We start from the raw sequence: 16,258 nt of genomic DNA, 5'->3' as shown, positions 1-16,258 counted from the left end.
CCGATCCTGCGTATAGGTAACGACAACGCTGTCAGGCCAGTATTTCTGTTCTTCGGCGACGGCAACTTTCACCGCTTCGATGGTTTCGATGATATTCATGCCGACACGTTTCTTGACTTCCAGCGCAACGGCCGAGCTTCCGTTGAGCCGGGCAATGCTCTCTGCATCCTTGAAGGTGCGGCGAATATCCGTGACATCGCGCAGTGTGACAACGCCGTCATTACTGACCTTGATCGGAATATCGAGAACATCGGCGGCTGTTTTATAAAGCCCCGGAACCTTGATCGAAAAGCGGCCCTTTCCCGTATCCATGGAGCCTGCGGCAATCAGCTTGTTGTTGGAGACAACAATATTGATCAGATCGACATTCGAAATCCGGTAGCTTTCCAGCTTGACGGGATCAATGATGACTTCCAGGACTTCTTCCCGGTCGCCACCGATATCCGCCTCCAGCACGCCCTGAACCCCTTCGATGCGATCTTCCAGATCACGTGCCAGCCGGATCAGTGTGCGTTGCGGAACGTCACCGGAAAGGGTGACGACAATCACCGGAAAGAGAGCGAAATTGACTTCGTTGACCGTTGGTTCTTCGGTTTCCGTGGGCAGTTTTGCCTTGGCCACATCCACTTTTTCGCGCACATCCTGAAGCGCCTTGTCCACATCGAAGCCGGCGTCGAATTCCATAGTGACGGAAGCATGGCCTTCCGAAGCGGTGGAGGTCATTTCCTTCACCCCTTCAATGGAGCGCAATTCGAGCTCCATCGGGCGGATCAGCAGCCGTTCCGCATCTTCCGGGGAAATCCCCTCATGGGTCATGGAAACGTAAATGATCGGAATATTGATATCCGGATCGGATTCTTTCGGAATATCAATATAGGCGTAAGTTCCTGCTATCAGGATCAGGACAAGAACGGCAATGACCGTTCGCGCCCGGTCGATGGCCGCGTCGATAATCGCGTTCATGGGCGCGCCTCGGAAACATAAAGGGTCGGGCGCACTTTTTCTCCGTTACGCACAAAATCCTGCCCGACCACAATGATATTGACTGTTTCGGGCAGTCCGGAAACCCATACCCCTTCCTGAGTATCGGAGAGCAGGGTAACAGGATGAAAGACGACAGTGTCATTTTCATCGACAGCCCTGAGGCCAAGCACGCCATTATCATTGAGCGTCAGATAAGCGGGAGAGAGGAAATGCGCCATCACGGAGCGTGTGGAAAAGGTGATTTCCGCCGTCACACCGCTGCGCAGCTTGTATCCTTCATTGGGAACCTCCAACTCGACACGGAAGGTCCGCGTCTCCGGATCGGCGACACTGCCGATAAATTTGATCCGGCCGCTGACAGTCTCGCCGGTGACAAGGCGGGCGGTTCCTTCCCCGTCAGGCTGAATATGACCGACCTGAAGCTCCGAAACCTGACCGGTGACAAGAAGCGGATCGCTTTCCACGATGGTGGCAATGACATTGCCATCCTTGACATAATCGCCGATTTCCGCGGTGCGATTTTCGATGATTCCATTGAATGGCGCCTTGACCTGCAATTCATTCAGCCGGATTTTCATGGCCGTCACCTGGGCATTTGCGCTGTCAAGCTGAGCCTGGGCGCTGGCGAGGGTCGTATCGGAGCTGAAGCCTCTCTGATTGAGCTTTTTTGCCGCATTGAATTCGATTTCGCGCTGGCGGGCAAGAGCCTCTGCCTCCTGTAGCCAGGCCTCGTTATCTTTCACATCAAAGCTTACGATGGGGTCACCGGTCTTGACGCGATCCCCGACACTGACATGAATTTTCTGGACCCGCCCGGCAACTTCGGCTTTGACCTCGACAATTCGGTTGGCCTCGGTCTTTCCGTGCACGATGATATTCTGCTGGCGCGGCCTAGCGGTGAAAGTGAGATAGCGGACGGCCATCGTCGTTTTATTCGCCGATTGTTCCGCGGAGCCTGACGGCGGGGTGCCGGAATTGTCGGCGATTTGTTCGCCGCTCTCATTTCCGCCCATCTGCCCGGAGGCTATCCAGGCAATCACGGCGAGGGCGATGATGATCGCGATAATGATGGAACGGTTCACAATATTACCTCTCTGTTTTGCCGGATATCATGGGCGCTCATGGGCTGCACGGTTACCAAACAGTGCGTCTGATTCAAGTAAATATCTGTTTTCTTTTAGGTATTCAATTTCCGCCTGATATATTGCACGTCCATAGTTACAGAGGAATTTCTCCCGTTCTGTTTGCTTTTCAACGCACCGGCCATCAAGGGTTGATATTTTCTGCAGACGATCGGCGATGCGTTCGTCAATGAGTTCGGAAACGGTGATGACCGGCAACAAATGCGCAAACATCAGCGTCGCCAGAAATTCCGAACGGAACCGATCCGTCCCCGGCTTTTTCATCATCTCATCAAAAAACCGATATCGGCCCGACGCGGTGATGGAATAGACTTTCTTATCCGGTCGTTTTTCCTGCATTTCCGCCCGGCAGGAGACCAGCGCCTCATCGGTAAGCTGTTTGAGTGCCGGATAAATTGATCCATAGCTGGCGTGAAAAATAAGCTCCAGACGTTCTTCAAACGTCTTCTTGATTTCATAACCCGTTGCATCGCCCATGGTCAGGATGCCAAGGCAGAGGGTACGAATATCCATGCAGCCACTCGTTCCGTAAATTGCCGGTCGCTGGAGTGCGGAGCCGGAGCTATATGCCGACAAAAAATATATCAATCCGATATAATTGCAATTTCTTATGTGGAAGTTTTGGGCGCGGGCGTGTGACCGGCGTCACGCATCTGGCAAACAGGGATGTCCGAGCCGGAAAAAGAAGGGGNGCGANCCGCTGCCTGTAGGTCCGCAAACAAAAAGCGGCCGACGGCCGCTTTTATGGGATGACGCCTGTNGACGTCATGAAAGGTTACATCTTGCGATAAAAAATATGNTTGCCGATATTGGCCGTTTTCTCCAAATGCTGCGACCAGANCGGGGAGACATAATTNGCATGATAGAANGTCGCNTTNCCNGANAGATCGCGCATGTAGCCACTCTTGACGAGGGCGGAAAGTTTCAGCGCNCGATCCCAGGAGACCAAATCCCTTGGTGTGTCNGACTTGCCGTCACAGGCGAATGAGAACTGNCAGGCATTNCGGCGGTGGCTGCCTTCAAAAACAACTTCGCAATANCTCATGGATTTCGCAAGAACGCGGTTATGGACAACCTGTGCNACGGCAATCTGCCCGCTGAANGGCTCGCCTCTTGCNTCGAAATANACCGCCTGGGCAAGGCAGGTGAGATCCGGATCTTCCTCATTGCTGGCGACAAGGCTCGTGCCGGTCGGCAAAAAAGTCGCCATGACCAGAAACAGCANTGACAGAAATGCGACTGTCAGAACGCTCAAGGTTTTCAGATACATTTGCGCCCCCTCCTTCCAGANTAGTNCGCATCAACATCAGACTATTCAGGAATTAGGCGCGGGGAANTGGGCANAATTAAGGCATNGCCCGTTCGCGGCGTGCGGCCTTTCGTCGCTCCCGGATCANCTNGATCAGGGCNCGCTTCTCGTCGTCACTGATTAATANCCAGCTCGCGATCTCATCCCGGGTCCGGTAACAGCCAAGGCAGAAAGCATCTTTTTCATCCATGCTGCAAATGCCGGTGCAAGGGGANGGGATTTCACGCTTGCCGTTACTTTTCTTGTTTTTNTTGAGNTAGAGCATGNCAGACTTTCTTAATGTAGCTTTTCCANNGCNTTGATCAGTGTATCNAAAGGCAGNAGAANACAGTTATGGCGGCTTCNATGNCTGGNGACAACCCTGAANTGCGCAAAATCCNGCCAGTTTTCAGGCGGNNTCACTTCTTCGCCCAGAAGCTGAGCCGCCATTTCCGAGCGNANNTCNAGGATATCGCTGAATGATTTGCCGANGGCGTTNTCCCCNATCAGGGANGCNGCCGCCTGACAGAGCATACAGGAGCGGTTGCGATGTTTAAGCTCGCTNATCACGCCGTCTTTCACGGTTATTTGAACGGTAATGCGATCNCCGCAGGTGGGATTGTCGAGGGTTTCCTCGGCNTCGGGNCGNTCAATCTCTCCCTCGCCNGNGGCGTTGGCCGCNAGNCGNAGCAGTTTNTTCTGGTACAGTTCGTCCATTNCATTTACTCAGANTTGCCGGAGGGCGGCNAGNGCCTCGGGCGTGTCGATATCGGTGAAAATAGTTTCCTTGTCAACTTCAACAGTGAAGACNANGGANTCATTNTCGGCAATGAGTGATTTCGCGCCGATATCCCCCGTGATTGCCTGTATTTCCTCCTGGANCTCGCTCGCAATCAGAACCGGATTGCCGCGTTTGCCCCGATANGCGGGAACAATAATGGCGCGCCCTTCCTCNATATCGAAGGCGTCGATCANCTTGTCCAGCAGCGCGGCGTTGATAAAGGGCATATCCCCGAGGCAGACAAGAATNCCNTCATACTGGTCGGCGAGGGCGCGNAANCCNGTCTTCANGCTGCTGCTGAGACCGCTGGCATAGTCGGGNTTNTGAAATGTCTGAATGTTCATGTCNGCNAGCAGGNTTTTGACCTGCGCNGCTTCATGNCCGGTCACGGCGAAAANGGCCTGGGCCTTTGATTNTTGCGCCTGTTCCGCTACATGGCGCAGCAGCGGCTTGTGNCTGAAGTCAGTGAGCANTTTGTTTTCCGGCCCCATGCGNCGGGATTGTCCGGCNGCNAGGATNAGNAGCGCGACAGACTTGCCGTGGTCGGAGCGGNNGGNTTTNTTCTCCTTCTGNCGCGGCTGGGGTCGGCTCGGAATTTCTTTCAGNAGGCCCCCTTCGCCCATATCCATGATATCGGAGCCGGTGANGGGAATATCGGCGAGAAGCCGTTCCAGCACCCAGTCAAAGCCGTTCAGCTTGGGTGAACGGGTGCAACCGGGNAGCCCGATCACCGGTTTNTCNCGCAGATGGGCCAGCAGCAGCAGATTGCCCGGATCGACGGGCATNCCGAAATGGTCCACCGCGCCGCCCGCCTTCATAATGCCTGCCGGAATGACATCCGCCCGGTCGGTAATGGCGGAGGCGCCGAAAATGAAAATCAGATCGCAGCCTTCTTCATCGAGCTCCCGAATGGTTTCCGAAAGTTTATCCTCATGATGAATGCAGCGCCGTAAATGATTGCTTTGGTTTCCATATTTTGACAGGCGGTTTTCCATAACCTGTTCCGACTTGCTGATCACTGTTTCTTTTGTGCTCGGCAGTATTGTGGAAATGATCCCGATGGATTTACGCGTGAAGGGGTGGATGGAAAGAAGGGGCCTGTCAGATTTTGCCGCCATTGCCTCGATTGCGGCAACCTTGTCCGACGGTGCGGCAAAGGGAATAATTTTGACGGTAGCGATCATTTGCCCGTTTTCGACCAACTCATAGGGGGCGACGGTGGCGACGGTGATGGATTCGTGCAGATGATTGATCTGCCGTAACAGATCCCGGTTGAGGCGGGCGATGCCGCGACGTTCCGCATAGAGATTGGCGCGGCCGGTGAAAGGCGGCTTTATCATGACATTGTCGCCGCAAAGGGCGGCGGCGATGGACCCGGCGGCGGCATCCTCTTCGATATCGCCATGTTCGATACGGGCCGCAAGAACAGTTTCTATCCCATTGATCTTACATAACTTTATGTCATCAATGGTCAGCTTGTGCCCCTTGCGCAGCAATTTGCCGGGCGCTTTCTCCACTGCATGGGCGAGGATGGCTCCCTCTGCGTCATCAATGGGCAGGCGGGCGAAAATCATGAGGCCGCCTTCCCACGCAGGACGGCTGTTATTTCGGCCATGATCGAAATGGCGATTTCGGCCGGTGACTTAGCGCCGATATCCAACCCGATCGGGCCATGGATACGGGCGAAGTCTTCATCGGAAAAACCGGCGGACCGCAGGCGTTGCTGCCTTTTTGCATGGGTGCGTCCGCTGCCCAGCGCTCCGACATAGAAGGCATCGGAGCGCAGGGCATGTTGTAACGCCGGATCGTCCAGCTTGGCATCATGGGTGAGGGTGACGATGGCGCTGCGCCGATCCGGTTGCAGGTCTGCCATCGCCTCATCGGGCCAGCGATTATCAAGGGCGACATTCGGAAAACGGAAGGCAGAACCGAAGCTGCGCCGCGGGTCGATAACGGTCACCTCATAATCCGCATTGGCCGCCATCGGAACGAGGGCCTGTGCAATATGCACCGCTCCGACAATGAAAAGGCGCAGTGGCGGATTGAAAATGTTAAGGAAAACCGGGCCTTCCTCCAGTTCAATCGTTGCTGGCTTATCCGTTCGAAGGGCCGTGCGTGCCGCTTCATAGAGATCAGAAGTATCTTCACTTTCAAAGGGGTATAATATTTTTTGAAAGCCTGTTGTAAGGTTTGTCGCGAGCACAAGCTGGCGTTTCTGCTCGCGCGCCTGTTGCAATTCTTTAAGAAGGGCCGTTTTCATGGCGCGCCTCAGTCGAGCTTTTCGACGAACACGGCAATCTTGCCGCCACAGGCGAGGCCGACTTCCCATGCTTCGTCATTGGAAACGCCGAATTCCAGCATTTTGGGCGCGCCCCTCTCCATAATGCCAAGGGCTTCCTGAATGACCGCCCCTTCGACGCATCCGCCACTGACGGAGCCGACCATTTTTCCGTCTTCATCGACAGCGAGCTGGCTGCCGGCCGGGCGAGGCGCGGATCCCCAGGTGCTGATAACGGTCGCGATAGCGACTTTTTTACCCTGATTTTTCCAGTCGAGAGCCTGGGCCAGAACATCATCGGCGGGGAGGGAGGCGGAGATATCGATCATGCGGCAAAACTCCTTTTTTCCTGAGAGGCTTCCAATGGCCGGGAGAGGGCGTCGGCCAGATCGCGAAGGCTGTTGAGATTATGCACGGTGCGGAACTGATCCACATGGGGCAGGATCGCCTTCACTCCCTTTGAGCGCGGCTCGAAGCCCTGATAACGCAGCAGCGGGTTCAGCCAGATAAGCTGGCGGCAGGATTTGTGAAGGCGCTCCATTTCCACGCCGAGGCCTTCTCCGGCATCGCGGTCCAACCCGTCAGAGATGAGCAGGACAATGGCCCCCTGACCCAGCACCCGGCGGGACCAGAATTTATTGAACTCCCGGATTGTTGCGCCGATCCGGGTTCCGCCGGACCAGTCTTCCACTTTCGCACCGACCACGCCAAGCGCCTCATCCACATCGCGGTATCGCATATAGCGGGTAATATTGGTCAGGCGGGTGCCAAAGACAAAGGTAAAAACGCGATCACGGTCATTGGTCAAGGCATGTATGAAATGCAGCAGCATCCGGCTGTATTGTGCCATGGAGCCAGAGATGTCGCACAGAATAACAAGCGGAGGATGCCGTGTTGCGCGGGATTTGAAACGCAGCGGGATGCTGGCGCCGCCGGTCTTCAGGCTGGCGCGCATACTGCGCCGCATATCAATATTTTTTCCATTCCTATCAATAATTTGACGACGTATCTTCACCTTTTTTATCGGCAAATGCAGGGTCGCCATCACGCGTTTGGCCTCTGCCATTTCCGCGCTGCTCATGCTTTCGAAATCCTTTGATTGCAACAGCTCGTTCTCGGAGGCGGTGAGGGTTGCATTTATTTCGATTTCTTCCTGCTCCGTTTCCGTTTCGTTATTTGAGGGTGAGGGAGCGAGGGCTTCTGACAGGCGGCGGCTTATCTCCTTCTGGTCCTCGCGCGGCGCGCTGTCAAGGAAGCTGGTCGGCAGCATCATATCCATCATCTTTTTGAGCAATTCGGGATTGCGCCAGAAGACATGAAAGGCCTGATCGAAAATTTCCCGCTGGTCCCGGCGATTGACAAAGACGGCATGCAGGGTCCAGTAGAAATCCTCCCGCCGCCGGATATCGGCGGTTTCAACGGCGCGCAATGCCTCGATCACCCGGCCGGGGCCGACCGGCAGACCGGCGCGGCGCAGGGTGCGGGCGAAATGCAGGATATTCTCCGCAAAGCTGCCGCCGGAAATGTCCCTATCGGTTGTCACGTGGTTTCCATTTCGCTATTGATCTTGCGAATGATCTCCGCCGCCTCGCTGCCCTGAATTTTGGCGATATCATCCTGATATTTCAACAGCACGCCGAGGGTATCATTTATGATATCGGGATCGAGGCTGATGATATCAAGCTCGGTCAGCGCATTGGCCCAGTCAAGGGTTTCGGCGACGCCCGGCAGTTTGAAGAGATTGGGGTCCTTACGCAGTTCTTGAACGAAGCGGACAATCTGTTCCGACAGGCGTTGCTCAACGCCCGGCAGCTTGCGGGCGATGATTTCCTTCTCCCGCGCGGCATTTGGGTAATCCACCCAGTGATAGAGGCAGCGGCGTTTCAGCGCATCATGTATTTCACGCGTCCGGTTGGAGGTGATGATGACAATCGGTGGCTCCTTGGCGCGAACGGTTCCAAATTCTGGGATGGTGATCTGAAAATCCGACAGCACCTCAAGAAGGAAGGCTTCGAAGGGTTCGTCTGTCCGGTCAAGTTCGTCAATCAGCAGGACCGGTGCGCCGCTTCCTGTCTCCTCCAGCGCTTTCAACAGCGGTCGTTTGATGAGGAAGCGTTCGGAAAAGATGTCACTGTCCAGCCGCTCCCGATTGGCGCTTTCCGTTGCTTCGGCCAGCCGGATTTCAATCATCTGCCGGGCATAATCCCATTCATAGACGGCAGAACCCACATCAAGGCCCTCATAGCATTGCAGACGGATCAGCGGTCGGTGAAGCTGTTCCGCCAGCACCTTGGCAATTTCCGTCTTGCCGACGCCTGCCTCTCCTTCCAGGAAAAGCGGGCGTCCCATTTTCAGCGCCAGGAAGAGAACAGTTGCCAGGCTGCGATCCGCCACATAATTGGCGGCTTGCAGCATTTCCTGAACAGCATCAATAGAGGGCGGCGGCGTATGTGTCATGGATGGAATATCTCTCGGTCTTGGCTGGTCAGACGGGCCATTATCACAATCGAAATTGTGAGTGAAGGGTAGAAAAAAGCAAAGGGGAAGTCAAAACTTCCCCTTTATTTTTCAGAATCGCGTGACGTCTATCCTGCCGCCTTGACCGCCCGCGCCGCCATGACGGAAACCAGATTGGCGCGATATTCGGCGGAGGCATGGATATCCGCATTCAGCGCCGCCGGATCGGTCTTGATGTTCGCCACCGCATCGGCGGAGAACTTGCTCGTGAGTGCCGCCTCCATCTCCTTCTGGCGGAAAACACAAGGCCCGGCGCCCGTCACCGCAACGCGGACGCCGGATGCCGTCTTGGCAACGAACACGCCGGTCAGGGCGAAGCGTGATGCCGGGTTCGGGAATTTGGCATAGCCCGCCTTCTCGGGGATGGGGAAAGTGACCTTGGTGATCAGTTCGCCTTCCTCCAGCGCCGTTTCGAAAAGATCGACGAAGAAATCCTCCGCCGCGATGCTGCGCTTATTGGTATGAACCGTCGCCCCAAGGCCAACAAGCGCCGCCGGATAATCCGCCGCTGGGTCATTATTGGCGATGGAGCCGCCGATGGTTCCCCGGTTGCGCACCTGCGGATCCCCGATCCCCGAGGCGAGATGCGCCAGTGCGGGCAGAGCCGATTTGACGTCTGCCGAGCTGGCGACATCGGCGTGGCGTGTCATGGCGCCGATGGTGATTTCCGAGCCGCTGACGCTGATCCCCTTGAGGTCTGCAATGGCGCCAAGATCGACCAGCTTGTCGGCCTGGGCGAGCCGCAGCTTCAGCGTTGGCAGCAGGGTTTGTCCGCCTGCGAGAAACCTGTCGTCCTCCCCCATGGCGGAGGCGGCTTCGCTGATCCCCGAAGGGCGGACATAATCGAATGAATACATTTTCTGTCCCTTCCTAATTGCTGTTGAGGGCGCGCCAGACCTTTTCGGGCGTCGCCGGCATATCAATATCCTTGCCGAGTGCGTTGACGATGGCATTCATCAGNGCCGCCGGNGCGGCAATGGCCCCGGCCTCCCCGCANCCCTTGACGCCGAGCGGATTGCTGGGGCAGGGGGTGTTGGTGGTNGCAATNCGGAAGNTCGGCAGNTCATCAGCCCGTGGCATGCAGTAATCCATGTAGGANCCGGTCAGAAGCTGGCCGCTATCCTCATCATAGACCACGCCTTCAAGNAGCGCCTGACCGATGCCTTGCGCAACACCGCCATGNACCTGACCTTCGACNATCATCGGATTNATGACNTTGCCAAAATCATCGGCCGCCGCCCAATCGACGATATCCACAATNCCCGTCGCGGGATCAATTTCCACTTCGGCAATATGGGTGCCCGCCGGAAATGTGAAGTTGAGNGGATCATAGAAGGCNGTTTCCGCCATGCCCGGTTCCAGATCGGCCGGATAATTATGCGGNACATAGGCGGCNAAGGCGATTTCNCCCATGCTGAGCTTTTTGTCTGTNCCNGCAACGGTAAAGACACCATGCTCATGCTCGATATCCTCAACCGAGGCTTCCATGAGATGGGCNGCGATCTTCTTNGATTTCTCNACGATCTTGTCCACNGCCTTNANNATGGCNGAGCCGCCNACTGCGAGNGAGCGNGAGCCATAGGTGCCCATGCCNAAGGGAACCTTGCTGGTNTCNCCATGCACNACTTCCACCTGNTCGATGGGAACGCCNAGCTTGTCGGAGATAATCTGCGCGAANGTCGTCTCATGNCCCTGACCATGGCTGTGACTGCCGGTAAAGACCGTCACGCTGCCGGTNGGGTTNAAGCGNACCTCCGCCGATTCCCAAAGGCCGACACCCGCNCCGAGNGAGCCNACNGCCGCNGAGGGGGCAATGCCGCAGGCCTCGATATAGGCGGCGACNCCNATNCCNCGNTTTTTACCATCGGCCTCGGATTTTGCCTTGCGGGNGGCGAAACCGCNGTAATCGATCATCTCCTTCGCCATATTCATNGCGAGGGGNTAATCCCCNGAATCATAGGTCATGATGACCGGTGTCTGATAAGGGTAGGCATCCGGNTGGATGAAGTTTTTGAGACGGAATTCCGTCGGATCCATCTTCAGATCCCGCGCCGCCGTATCCATCATGCGCTCCACNACATAAGTGGCCTCCGGCCGACCCGCGCCGCGATAGGCATCGACNGGCGTCGTATTGGTGAANCCGGCCTGNACCTCGCAATAAATGCTCGGGATTTTATACTGCCCGCTCAGCAGCGTTCCATAAAGATAGGTCGGAACCGCNCTGGCGAANGTGGAGAGATAGGCNCCCATATTGGCCTTGGTGGAGACNCGGAAGGCGAGGATTTTNCCGTCCGCATCGGTTGCGAGTTCCGCATGGGTGACATGATCCCNTCCATGNGCATCGGTGAGGAAGGCTTCGCTGCGGTCCGATGTCCATTTNACCGGGCGGTTNATCTTGCGCGCCGCCCAGATGGTCGTGGTCTCTTCCGCATANACGAAAATCTTGCTGCCGAANCCACCNCCCACATCGGGGGCGACNACACGCAGCTTATGNTCCGGCGCGATGCCGAGNAAGGCAGACATGATNAGNCGNGCCACATGCGGGTTCTGGCTGGTGGTGTAAAGTGTNANNTCGTCACTNCCCATGTCATANTCCCCGAGGGCCGCCCGNGGCTCCATCGGGTTGGGAGAGAGACGGTTGTTCACCAGATCGAGTTTGGAGACATGCGCCGCTTTTGCAAANGCCGCATCGACCGCCGCCTTGTCGCCAAGNTCCCANTCATAACAAAGGTTTCCNGGTGCTTCTTCATGCACCTGNGGNGCNCCNGGGGCGAGNGCCTTCGCGATATTGGTNACGGGGNTCAGAANCTCGTANTCCACCTCGATCAGCTCTGCGGCGTCCTTGGCCTGCTGCAGGCTTTCGGCAATCACGAAGGCNACCTGNTCGCCNACATGGCGAACGGCATCGACAGCGAGNCTGTTATGGGGNGGAGCTTTGTGGGGAGAACCGTCCTTGCTGGTGATGGCCCAGCCGCANATNAGCCCNCCGATNCNGTCNGCNGNCATATCCGCNCCGGTNAANATATCCACCACGCCGGGNGCTGCTTTCGCCGCCGCAAGGTCNATCTTTTTGATTTTGGCAAAGGCATGGGGNGAGCGGAGGAAATATCCNTAGGCCTGTCCGGGCCGGTTCATNTCATCAAGATANCGNCCCTTGCCNGTAATGAANCGATGGTCTTCTTTGCGCTTAACCGATGCGCCAATCCCGTTTTCGTATGTCATGTCTCACCCTCCCATATTCTCCGCGCCAGTTTTGACNGATTTGACGATGTTATGNTANCCGGTACAGCGGCAGATATTGCCTTCCAGCTCCGTCCGGATCGTCTCTTCGGAGGGGTTGGGATTGCGGTTGACNATGCCAACGGCGCTCATGATCATGCCGGGGGTACAGAAACCGCATTGCAGGCCATGATTTTCCCGGAAAGCAGCCTGCATGGGNTGCANCTCTCCATTTTTGGCAAGGCCTTCAATGGTGGTCACTTCCGCNCCGNCAGCCTGNANGGCCAGCATAGTGCAGGATTTGATNCTGTCACCATTGACATGCACCGTGCAGGCGCCGCACTGGCTGGTGTCGCAGCCGACATGGGTGCCGGTCAGGCGCAGATTNTCACGGATAAACTGAACGAGCAATGTGTTGGGCGCAACATCGGCGCTAACCTGTTTCCCGTTCACCGTCATCGAAACGGTTGTCATATGATCTACCTCCCTTGATCTTACGAATTTGCAATAAATATTGACTTGATACTGTCCCTGTTGACTTTGTAATTCTCTCTATAAGGGTTCCCTGTGATGTAGTGCGCCGTGGGGAGCAGAAAAGATATCAAATCCTCCCTCAGTCGCGCGCGAGAAAATAGAGAATGGCCGCCGCAATGACGCCCAGCGGAATAAGGATACCAGGACGCATCCAGCCGGGGGACGGGGCTTTGGCTGCAGGCGGGGCCTCGCTCGCTGAGCGGTCACTTTCGGGCACAGAGGTTTGTGCCGGTGCGGCAGAGTGCGCGTCAGCAGCCGAATGCGGATCGGCAGTCTCCGTCTCGGGCGTTGCGCCCGAGCTTTCTGCACTTACCAGTTCGTTGAATTTTGCAAAAAACTCGCCCGCCAGCTTTTTGGCTGTTCCGTCAATCAGGCGGGAGCCGATCTGCGCCATCTTGCCGCCGACGGACGCATTGACGTCATAGCTGAGCAGGGTCCCTTCCGGCGCTTCTGTAAGTTTGATGTCGGCGCCACCCTTGCCGAAACCTGCCGCGCCGCCCTTGCCCTCACCGGTGATGGTATAGCCGTTGGGCGCATCAATATTGCTGAGCGTGACATTACCCTTGAAGTTTGCGGAAACGGGCCCGACCTTGACTTTCACCGTTGCGGTGAATTCCGTGTCGCTCAGTTTTTCAACGGATTGACAGCCGGGAATGCATTCTTTCAGGATTTCCGGATCATTGAGGGCGTGCCAGACCTTATCGCGCGGTGCGTGGATAAGTTCTTCGCCGGTCATTTGCATGATCTTGCTCCCCGCCATGTCTTTTATAGTAATTCCAGCCTACTCCAATTGCGGCGGCGAGGGCAAGCAGGTTAATGAGATGACAACGCCATGTTGCCGGTTTTCGTCTGATTTTATAGAGACGTTTAAGGGCTGATTAACCATTCCGCCTTACCTTGTTCCAGTCCGAGACAAGGAGAATGACTTTCATGCGTCCCGCTGCGAGATCCACTTTTGATATATTGCATTGGCTGGCAGCACAGGACTGGCCACGGGGGCGTGTCGATGAGCCTGCCCATATGATCCGGCTTCTCTATCTGGCGCAGGCGCTGTATGCGGCTGGACACAAGCAGCGCAAACTGATGCCGGCCACGTTTCTGGCGACAGCGGCCGGACCGATGGAACCGGATATTTATATTGCGCTTGAAAATGGTCTGAAGCTGACAAAGGCCCTTGAACCCTCAACAGAGGTGGAAAATTTCCTGATTTCTTTTCATAAGGTTTTTCGCGATTTCGCAAAAGTGGAGCTTGATCTCCTGTTTGCCCGCGACAGTGCGTTGCGCGCTGCGATGGCCCGTGGACGGAATGCGGAAATCACGCTCGCAGATATGGCGAGTGCTTATGTAAAAGGTATTCCGGCGCCCTCCGGCAATACGCAATCCTTGATGCCGGGACTGAATGCCGCGGGACGATCGGATATTGATGCGGCGCCAAATGCGAAACAGGAGGTCCGCTTTACCGCCGATGGCCGCTCCGTCACCCGATGGATGCCTAAAAAGCGAATCATCAGCCGGGACTTGCCCGCCTTGAACTGAACGCCCCGTTCTATTGCAGGAAGCGATAGAAAAAGATCACTAGCCCGCCCAGCACCGCAACGATGATGGTTACCGCCGTACTGGAGGCCGTTGTTCGCGCCATGATCCGCCCGTTCCCATGGGTGAGGGTGAAGGCGCAGATCACGCGGGAGACGATCCCTTGTGCAATGCCAAGCAGCCAGGTCCAGAAAGCCCCGATGAGGCGGCCAAGCCAGAGGGCAAGTCTTTTAAGCCCGACGCGATAGACCCAGTCAAAATCAAGAATGACCGAGCGTCGCTCCATCGGATAGAGGCCGTAGCGGAGCAGGAGCACAAACGCCGCCAGCGCAAAGACCAGAAGCTGAACCGCCGTCATGACATGGCCGAAGGAATAGGGGTTATAGACCGGCTCATAGGGCAGCATCTTGAACATCAGGTTCGGGAAAACGCCCAGCCCGATGCAGAAAAAGGCGGCAAAGCCCATGGCGATCAGCATATTGAGCGGCGCTTCCTTTACCCGCAGGCCACGATCTTTTGCAAAGAAGGTGAAGAAGGGCACCTTGAGACCGGCATGGTCCATGATCCCCGCCCGAACAAAGAGCAGCAGCAGCCAAAGCCCGAACAGTCCTTGTTCCACGGCGGCGGAGGAGATCATCGCCTTGGAGATAAATCCGCCCGTCAACGGGAAGCCGGCGATGGAAAGCGCGCCGATAAGGCAGAATATCATCGTGACGGGCATGGAGCGGAACAGCCCGCCAAGTTCGGAGGCGCGGGTTGTTCCGGTGCGATAAAGCACGGCCCCCATGCACATGAACAAGAGGCTTTTATACATGATATGGACGAAAGCATGGGCGGCGGTGCCATTTAGCGCCAGCTCCGTCCCGACTCCGACGCCGATGACCATAAAGCCGAGCTGGCTGTTGAGCGAATAGGCCAGCACTTTCCGGAGGTCATTTTCCAGAACGATATAGATGATCGGGAAAATCGTCATGACAAGGCCGATGGGGATCAGGATATCGGTGCCGGGGAAGGCGCGCGCCAGGGCATAGATGGCCAGTTTCGTTGTAAAGGCGGAGAGGATCACCGTGCCTGTCACTGTCGCCTGCGGATAGGCATCCTGGACCCAATTATGCAGGAAGGGAAAGGCGCTTTTAATGCCAAAGGCAATCAGGATCAGCGCGCCCGCCATACTGCTGAGGCCGATATAGCCAAACTCGACATTTCCGGTTTCCTGGTAGTAGAGAATGATCCCGCCCAGCAGGATAACGCCGGAGGAGACCTGAATGATCAGATAGCGCATCCCTGCCTTGTAGGAGGCTTCCGTCCGGCTCGCCCAGATCAGGAAGACCGAGGAAATGGCCGTCAGTTCCCAGAAGACAAAGAGGGTGATCATATCGCCCGCAAACACCGCCCCGATGGCGGACCCGATATAGATCATGGCTGTCAGTTGCTGCACGGTATCTTTTACATGCAGGGCATAGATCATGCCCATCAGCCCGGCAAGGGCGAAGACAGTACCAAAGATACGGGCGAGCGGATCAATCCGCGTCACCTCAATCGCCATGCCGAGAAATTCGTAATGTCCCCAGCTTCCAAGGCCGAGCGTGTATATCTGCACAAGGGCGAGGACTGGCAGGGCAAGCGTCAGCAGGGAGCGGATAAACCCGCTGGTCAGCGGTATCAGAAACGCGCCGAGGATAACAATAATGCCGGGATTAAGACCTTCAATCATAGTAATTCTCATCCCGCATCAGAAGATTGCGCAGACCCATGGCGATGAAGATAAACAGCACATATCCAATGGCGCCGTAAAACCCGTAGTAATGCTCGATATTTTCAAGACCGAATTCGGCATGCTTGTCATAGAATGCCATGAACAAGTCGTAGAGTGCCGGGATCAGCAATATCGATGCAACAATCATCACGCCCTTGTAGAGCCTGTCGATATGTGCCGGATTATCCAGCCAGTAGGTTTTTTCTTCATCCGTTTTTGACATCTT

General features: G+C 56.0%; 17 protein-coding genes and 1 pseudogene. 1 reads left to right on the top strand and 17 read right to left on the bottom strand.

The genetic code is table 11. The annotated features are described in order from the left end of the window. The 15 genes and pseudogenes from CMN55_RS10100 to CMN55_RS10045 all read right to left on the bottom strand — a co-directional run. A partial coding sequence (locus CMN55_RS10100) for an efflux RND transporter permease subunit (RefSeq protein WP_293949677.1) occupies positions 1 to 963 on the bottom strand: 963 nt, incomplete at its 3' end. Then, positions 960 to 2,066 (bottom strand): efflux RND transporter periplasmic adaptor subunit, encoded by a 1,107-nt coding sequence (locus CMN55_RS10095; protein WP_293949675.1) that lies wholly within the window; start codon positions 2,064 to 2,066, stop codon positions 960 to 962. The genes CMN55_RS10095 and CMN55_RS10100, both read right to left, overlap by 4 nt. A gap of 27 nt (positions 2,067 to 2,093) precedes the next feature. Continuing rightward, positions 2,094 to 2,639: a PadR family transcriptional regulator gene (locus CMN55_RS10090; RefSeq protein ID WP_293949673.1), complete on the bottom strand. Its 546-nt coding sequence runs from the start codon at positions 2,637 to 2,639 to the stop codon at positions 2,094 to 2,096. A 262-nt stretch (positions 2,640 to 2,901) separates the two neighbouring features. Further along, the gene (locus CMN55_RS17220) at positions 2,902 to 3,336 is read right to left on the bottom strand and encodes a cell wall hydrolase (RefSeq protein WP_366932027.1); all 435 of its coding nucleotides are present in this window, start codon (positions 3,334 to 3,336) and stop codon (positions 2,902 to 2,904) included. A gap of 136 nt (positions 3,337 to 3,472) precedes the next feature. After that, a complete protein-coding gene (locus CMN55_RS17215) occupies positions 3,473 to 3,700 on the bottom strand; it encodes a DUF1289 domain-containing protein (protein WP_366932023.1) in 228 nt (75 codons plus the stop codon). An 11-nt stretch (positions 3,701 to 3,711) separates the two neighbouring features. Continuing rightward, positions 3,712 to 4,131: pseudogene (locus tag CMN55_RS17210) on the bottom strand (iron-sulfur cluster assembly scaffold protein). Between the two features lie 9 nt (positions 4,132 to 4,140). Beyond that, positions 4,141 to 4,818 carry a nucleotidyltransferase family protein gene (locus tag CMN55_RS17460; RefSeq protein ID WP_459253658.1) on the bottom strand — a complete coding sequence of 226 codons (678 nt, stop codon included), beginning with the start codon at positions 4,816 to 4,818 and terminating at the stop codon, positions 4,141 to 4,143. A 947-nt stretch (positions 4,819 to 5,765) separates the two neighbouring features. Next, the gene (locus tag CMN55_RS10080) at positions 5,766 to 6,455 is read right to left on the bottom strand and encodes an XdhC family protein (protein ID WP_293949670.1); all 690 of its coding nucleotides are present in this window, start codon (positions 6,453 to 6,455) and stop codon (positions 5,766 to 5,768) included. 8 nt (positions 6,456 to 6,463) lie between these two features. Further along, positions 6,464 to 6,802, bottom strand: a complete 339-nt coding sequence (locus CMN55_RS10075; protein WP_293949669.1) for an XdhC family protein — start codon at positions 6,800 to 6,802, stop codon at positions 6,464 to 6,466. Continuing rightward, the gene (locus tag CMN55_RS10070) at positions 6,799 to 8,016 is read right to left on the bottom strand and encodes a vWA domain-containing protein (protein ID WP_293949668.1); all 1,218 of its coding nucleotides are present in this window, start codon (positions 8,014 to 8,016) and stop codon (positions 6,799 to 6,801) included. The genes CMN55_RS10075 and CMN55_RS10070 overlap by 4 nt, the downstream gene beginning before the upstream one ends. Beyond that, positions 8,013 to 8,930, bottom strand: coding sequence for an AAA family ATPase (locus CMN55_RS10065; RefSeq protein WP_293949667.1), 918 nt, complete (start codon positions 8,928 to 8,930; stop codon positions 8,013 to 8,015). Before CMN55_RS10065 ends, CMN55_RS10070 begins: the two co-directional genes overlap by 4 nt. Positions 8,931 to 9,058: 128 nt before the next feature. Continuing rightward, positions 9,059 to 9,847, bottom strand: coding sequence for an FAD binding domain-containing protein (locus CMN55_RS10060; RefSeq protein WP_293949666.1), 789 nt, complete (start codon positions 9,845 to 9,847; stop codon positions 9,059 to 9,061). Positions 9,848 to 9,860: 13 nt separating this feature from the next. Then, positions 9,861 to 12,212, bottom strand: coding sequence for a xanthine dehydrogenase family protein molybdopterin-binding subunit (locus CMN55_RS10055; protein ID WP_366932022.1), 2,352 nt, complete (start codon positions 12,210 to 12,212; stop codon positions 9,861 to 9,863). 3 nt (positions 12,213 to 12,215) lie between these two features. Continuing rightward, entirely contained in the window at positions 12,216 to 12,683 is a 468-nt protein-coding gene (locus CMN55_RS10050) for a (2Fe-2S)-binding protein (RefSeq protein ID WP_293949664.1), read from the bottom strand. A gap of 139 nt (positions 12,684 to 12,822) precedes the next feature. Then, positions 12,823 to 13,485: a CoxG family protein gene (locus tag CMN55_RS10045; RefSeq protein WP_293949663.1), complete on the bottom strand. Its 663-nt coding sequence runs from the start codon at positions 13,483 to 13,485 to the stop codon at positions 12,823 to 12,825. Positions 13,486 to 13,673: 188 nt separating this feature from the next. Between CMN55_RS10045 and CMN55_RS10040 the strand changes: the two genes are divergently transcribed. Next, positions 13,674 to 14,279, top strand: a complete 606-nt coding sequence (locus CMN55_RS10040; protein WP_293949662.1) for a hypothetical protein — start codon at positions 13,674 to 13,676, stop codon at positions 14,277 to 14,279. A 10-nt stretch (positions 14,280 to 14,289) separates the two neighbouring features. Here CMN55_RS10040 and CMN55_RS10035 read toward each other — a convergent pair whose 3' ends face one another. Both CMN55_RS10035 and CMN55_RS10030 read right to left on the bottom strand, forming a co-directional pair. Then, positions 14,290 to 15,990 (bottom strand): Na(+)/H(+) antiporter subunit D, encoded by a 1,701-nt coding sequence (locus CMN55_RS10035; protein WP_293949660.1) that lies wholly within the window; start codon positions 15,988 to 15,990, stop codon positions 14,290 to 14,292. Beyond that, positions 15,983 to 16,255 carry a hypothetical protein gene (locus CMN55_RS10030; protein ID WP_293949659.1) on the bottom strand — a complete coding sequence of 91 codons (273 nt, stop codon included), beginning with the start codon at positions 16,253 to 16,255 and terminating at the stop codon, positions 15,983 to 15,985. Before CMN55_RS10030 ends, CMN55_RS10035 begins: the two co-directional genes overlap by 8 nt. Between the last annotated feature and the right edge of the window lie 3 nt (positions 16,256 to 16,258).

The organism is Sneathiella sp. (assembly GCF_002694385.1).
Classification (GTDB): Bacteria; Pseudomonadota; Alphaproteobacteria; order Sneathiellales; family Sneathiellaceae; genus Sneathiella.
This window is presented reverse-complemented; position numbering and strand designations above follow the sequence as displayed.